3 protein-coding genes and 2 pseudogenes are annotated in these 5,407 nt (G+C 71.7%); 1 reads left to right on the top strand and 4 read right to left on the bottom strand.

All coding sequences use genetic code 11. From position 1 onward, the window contains the following. The 4 genes and pseudogenes from JNW89_RS26505 to tnpA form a co-directional block, all read right to left on the bottom strand. Positions 1-1,049 (bottom strand): annotated as a pseudogene (locus tag JNW89_RS26505) (TIGR02680 family protein); the annotation flags it as partial. A 21-nt stretch (positions 1,050-1,070) separates the two neighbouring features. Continuing rightward, positions 1,071-2,462: a TIGR02678 family protein gene (locus tag JNW89_RS26510; protein WP_238451045.1), complete on the bottom strand. Its 1,392-nt coding sequence runs from the start codon at positions 2,460-2,462 to the stop codon at positions 1,071-1,073. Next, complete coding sequence (locus JNW89_RS26515) at positions 2,459-4,027, bottom strand: TIGR02677 family protein (protein ID WP_238451047.1); 1,569 nt, start codon at positions 4,025-4,027, stop codon at positions 2,459-2,461. Before JNW89_RS26515 ends, JNW89_RS26510 begins: the two co-directional genes overlap by 4 nt. A gap of 210 nt (positions 4,028-4,237) precedes the next feature. Next, positions 4,238-4,648, bottom strand: a pseudogene (tnpA, locus tag JNW89_RS26520) (IS200/IS605 family transposase); the annotation flags it as partial. 22 nt (positions 4,649-4,670) lie between these two features. Between tnpA and JNW89_RS26525 the strand changes: the two are divergent. Then, positions 4,671-5,407: transposase (locus JNW89_RS26525; protein ID WP_238451048.1), on the top strand; the 737-nt coding region annotated here is incomplete at its 3' end.

The following is a 5,407-nucleotide window of genomic DNA, read 5'->3' on the forward strand; positions in this document are numbered from 1 at the left end:
CCCGCTCGGCCGCCTCGGCCCAGGTCGTGCACGTGCCGTTCCAGGTCGGCGAGCTGCTCGTGGGACTGGTAGGCCGCCGAGGCCTTCAGGCTGTCCAGGTGGGCGCGGAGCCGTCCGGGCTCGCCCTCGACGGCCCGCAGCCGCTTGCCTGCCTCGGACTCCGCCTCGGCCGCCGCGTCGGCCGTGCGGCGCGCGTCGCCCAGTGCGCCCGACTGGGTGGCGACCGCGTCGCGGCGGGCGGTCAGGGTGTCAGCGGCCGCCCGGGCGTGGGTGCGCAGATAGGTCGAGTAAACCGTCAGGAATGAGGCCGTCGCTGCATCCGCAGCCACCAGCCCTTCGAGGGTACGGGCGACCGCCTCCATGTCGTCGAACGAGCGGGCGGCCTCCACCAGCAGGTGGTCCTCGACCGGGCGCAGCCCCCGTTGCAGCGTGCGGGACAGCTCGACCGGGTTGAGGTCCTTGGCCAGCTGCGGCTTACGCAGGGTCAGCACCAGATCCAGCAGCTGCTCGTAGCGGGCCGGACCGAGGCCGAACAGCCGGGCGTCGACGAGCTGCCGGTAGTCCTCGGCCGAGTCCCGCACCGCGTCGACACCCAACCGGTCGATCAGGTCGCGGCGGTTCAGCGGCCGGTCGTCGGCGTCCAGCAGGGAGAAGTCCACCCCCACCCGACCGTCGACCACAAAGTGCCAGCGGGTCACCCGGTCGACGTGCCGGTGCGCCCGCAACCCGATGCCGACCGTCACGTACTCCTCGCCGTCGCCGAACTCCATCCACACGTACGCGTGGGTGACCTCCTGCCCCCGGTAGAGCAGGTTCGACTTCATCGTCCGGTCCTCGCTGGCGAACGGGTTGAGCCGGCGGGGTTCGATCCGCCCGTCGAGGACGAACGGGAACAGCACCTCCAGCGCCTTGGTCTTGCCGGAGCCGTTCGGCCCGCGCAGCACCAGCCAGCCGTCGACGAAGACGAACTCCTCGTCCCGGTAGTCCCACAGATTGATGATCCCGGCCCGGGTGGGGGCGAACCGGCGGACGGCACGTTGCTCGATCACGATCAACTTCCCGAGGTCAGGTCAGAAGAGGGTTTCGGTGGCGGCGCGGGGCTTGACCGCGGCGACGGTGTGGCGGTAACGGCCCACCAGCGGCCGGACGAGCACCCCGCCTGACACGGCGGTCACGGCGCCGAACCGTTCCAGCAGCGCCACCGCCTCGGCGCGCAGCCGGTCCGGGTCGGCGTGCCACTGGGCACCGAACGCCGACCCGTACCGCTGAAGGATCTCGCCGACGGCGGTACGCAGGAAGCTGTCGGTGATGAACGGCAACCGGGCGCCGCCGTCGGTTTCGTCGGGGCCGCCCTCGTCCTCGGCGGTCCACGGCTCGACCGAACCGGTGTCGTCGAGGCGCACCAGCGTGGCCGCGGGCAGGCCGGCGTCGATCTGGCCCACCAGCGCCTGCTGCCGGCCGTACCCGTCAGGCGGGACAAGCCGCTTGACCCGACGGCCATCCGGATCCACCACGCGGTCGGCCATCCCCACCGCGAGCAGCACCGCAGCCTGAGCCACCGAGCCGGTGCCCGGGAACCGTTCCCCGGTGAACCCGGCGGTGTCCACCAGTAGCACCCCCTCGGCCCGCCGTTCCACCCGCAAACCGGTCAACCGGGCCAGGTCGGCGGCGAGCGCCGACCCGCGCAGATGGTTGGCGACCACCGGCTCGACGTCGGCATGGTAGACGACCGGCGACTCCACCACCGCCCGCCGGGCCGCCTGAGCTGCCTGCCGGCGCTCGGCGTTGCCGCTGCTGGTCATCGCCCGGCCGAGCAGCGCCGACACCGAATCGACGTGCTGCACCACCCGGGTCGGCCGGAACAGCGCGAACACCACGTCCCGCGCGACGTCGTACAACGCCTCACCGGCCCCGGGGTCACTGGCCCAGGCGGCGCTTGAGCCGTCGGCCAGCCGGAGCACGCCGCGCTCCTCCAACCAGCCGACCGCGTCCACGAACGCCCGCCGATCCGGGCCGTGGTCCGGATCCAGCCCCAGGCCGGTGATCCGGTTCGCGTCACCGGCCACCGAGTCGGCCAACTCGCTGAGGGTGATCTGGATCCCGGCGCGGCCCAGCACCGCCAGGCACAACGCCAGATACGCGTAGCGCTGCCGGTCGAACGGCCGCCCGGTGCGGGACACCGCCGGCTGGGTGCCGTCGAGCTGATCCTTCGCCCGCACCAGCCGGGCCGTCGAACCGTGCAGCTCCAGCCGGTACCCGAACGCCTCGGCGATATCCCGGCGCAGGGTGGCGGCGAACCGCCGCACCCGGGGCAGCGCCCGCTCGTCGGGCCAGGTCGCCGTGATCAGCGGGTGGCGCAAGATCAGCCGGACGGCCCGCTGGTAGTCCGCCAACTCCAACTCCGGGACATCGACGGCGAACCGGTGGACCGCCGGCCGGAGCGCGCCCGATTCCGCGGTCACGCCGGCACCAGCTCGGGACGGCGGACCGCGGTGTGCTGCGCGGCGGTGACCGTCAGCGCGTACCCGTCCAGATGCAGCCGGCCGTCGACGGTGCGCACCGTGGTGAACCGTCCCGGCGTCGGGGTGAGGGTCAGCCGGACGCCGTGCGCGGCGGCCGCCAGCGGCACCGCGGCCGTGCCGCCGACCCGGGCGGCCAGCGCGATGTCGAGCAGGCGCAGCAGGACCTGGGTCTGCGAGGTGTCCAACCGGCCGTCGGTGACCCCCTCAGCAGCCAGCGCCGTCGCCGCGTCGGCCAACCGGCGCTCCCGGGCGAGCTGGTCGCCGCGCAGCCGGTGCCGGCGGTCGTCGACCCGGTCCAGCCGGGCCGGCCGTCCCCGACCCTGCCCGGGTGCCCGACCGGTGGCCACCAGGGTGCGGGACAGCTCCACCGCCGGCGCCTCCCACCACGACAGCCGGCTCGTGATCGCCTCCGGATCCGGGTGCGCCACCCCGACGTGGCGAGGAGCGCCGAGGCCGAACACGACGTCGAACAGGGCGTGCGCGGCCTCCTGGGTGCCGGTGTGGGTGAACCACGCGGCCAGATGCCGCAGCTGCGACTCCCGGCTCACCCCGCCGCGGCGAGCCTCGGTGACTCGGCGCAACAGGGCGAGGACGTCACCGATCGCGGCGATGGTGGCGTCCGACAGCCGGTCCGCCTCGCTGAGCTGCTCCGGACCCGGCGGCGCCAACCAGGACCGAAGCCCCGTCCAGCGCCGCCGCCAGTCATCCAGCCGCTGCACCGGGGTGTGGAAAAGCCGCTCGTCGGCCTCGGCGGCCGCCTCGATCAGCCGGTCCAGCCCGGTCGCCTCCACCTCGTGCACCGCCGCGCGTAGCCGGGGGGTGTAACGCTGCAACTCGTCGTGGAAATCCCGCAGGTGAGCCAGCAGCGCGTCCTTGTGGGCGAGGAACGCCTCCGGCCGCACGTCGTTGGTCCGTCCCAGATCGCCCAGCATGTGGTAAAAGCGGGCAGCCCGCTCGGCGATGTCGGCCAACGCCCGGTCCAGCCGGTTGAACTTGCGGTAGACCTCCTCCGCGTCCCCGGCCTCGTTGGCCGATGCGAGCGCGTTGAGGTCCGCCAGGAGATCGGCGAAGACCAGCCGGGACAGCGTCCAGTCGTCCATGCTCGCCGACAACACCGCCTCCACCGCCCGGTGGGCCCGGTACCCGGCCTCGGTGAACTGGTACACCGAGTGTCGGTTGCGGTACTCCGCCAACGTCGTGGCCCGGGAACCGTCCTGCCCTCGGTCGAGCACCCCCCAGTCCACCAGGGCGTCGAGCAGCCGCGGCAGCTCCAATTGCGCCGGATCCGGGCAGTCGGCGTTCGCCTCGTGCAGCGCCGCCAGCGCTGCGGCCACGTCAGAGGTGTGCAGCACGACGTGGTAGCTGGACCGCGCCGAGTCGAAGGCCCGCAGCAGCCACAGGTAGGCGAATCGGTTCTCCGCCGTGACGTAACCGAACAGTCGCATCCGGTCGTCCAGCCCGAAGTCGTCCAGGCCGAACGTGGGCCTGGATGGCTGCACGGTCATCGTCTTCCTCCCGCGGGACGCGAACAGCCACCCACCCTACCCAGCCGGATCCGGTGGGCGGCCAGGCGCGCGGGGTGCCAGTGGTCGCCGAGGTGACCGCGAGACTTGCGCCAGGGGCTACCCGGGTTGCGGGCCAGTGCTCTGCCCTTCAGGGCCGGGGGTGAAGGCCCGCGTTGGGAGGGCCGCCAAGGTGCGAGCAGTGCCTTGGACCGGGCGGTTTTGCTGCTCGATGTACTGACGCACGGCGCTTAGCGGTGCGCCGCCGGCGGAGCCTGCGAAGTAGGAACCCGTCCAGAGTTTGTTGGCCCGGTAGTAGTGCCGCTGTAGGTCGGGGAACTCCTGCCGGAGTCGCCGGCTGGACACGCCCTTGAGGCTGTTGACCAGTTTCGCCAGGGCGACCTTGGGTGGGAAGTTGACGAGCAGGTGGACGTGGTTGTTCTCGCCGTTGAACTGGACCAGCTCGGTTTCGAAGTCGGCGCACACCGCCCGCATGATCTCCTGCATTCGGGCGAGGTGCCGGTCGCTGAACACCTTGTGCTGGAACTTCGTCACGAAGACCAAGTGAGCGTGCAGAGCGAAAACGCAGTGTCTACCTGTGCGGATGTCTTCGAGTTCGGCCATAAGCCAATGGTACGGTGCGCGGGTGCAGCTTCGTTACAACTATCGTGTGTACCCGGACGCCAGTCAGCGCGACGCGCTGGCCCGGTCGTTCGGGTGCGCCCGGGTGGTGTTCAACGACGGGCTGCGGGCACGGCAGCAGGCCCGGCTCGAGGGTCTGCCGTATCTGTCGGACGCCGAGTTGTCCAAGCGGGTCACCGCGGCCAAGCTGACCCCGCAACGGGCGTGGTTGGGTGAGGTGTCCTCGGTCGTGTTGCAGCAGGCCCTCGCGGATCTGAACGTGGCGTACCGCAACTTCTTCGTCTCGCTATCGGGCAAGCGCAAGGGCCGCAGGGTGGCGCCGCCGCGGTTCCGCTCACGCAAGGACAACCGGCAGGCGATCCGGTTCACCAAGAATGCCCGGTTCAGGGTGCTGGACAACGGCCTGCTGCGGCTGCCGAAGGTCGGCGACGTCGAGGTGCGCTGGTCACGCAACCTCCCGTCGGACCCGTCGTCGGTGACGGTGATCCGGGACGCGGCCGGCCGGTACTTCGCCTCGTTCGTCGTGCAGAGCACCGACGAGCCGCTTCCGGTCGCGGACTCCGAGATCGGCATCGACTTGGGCCTGACCCATTTCGCGGTCTTCTCGGACGGCACGAAGGTGGCCGCCCCGAAGTTCCTGCGCCGCGCCGCACGCAAGCTCAAGCGGTTGCAGCAAGACCTGTCCCGCAAACAGCGTGGCAGCCAGAACCGCAAGAAGGCCGTCGTGAAGGTCGCCCGCGC

This window comes from Micromonospora sp. 4G55 (assembly GCF_016803375.1).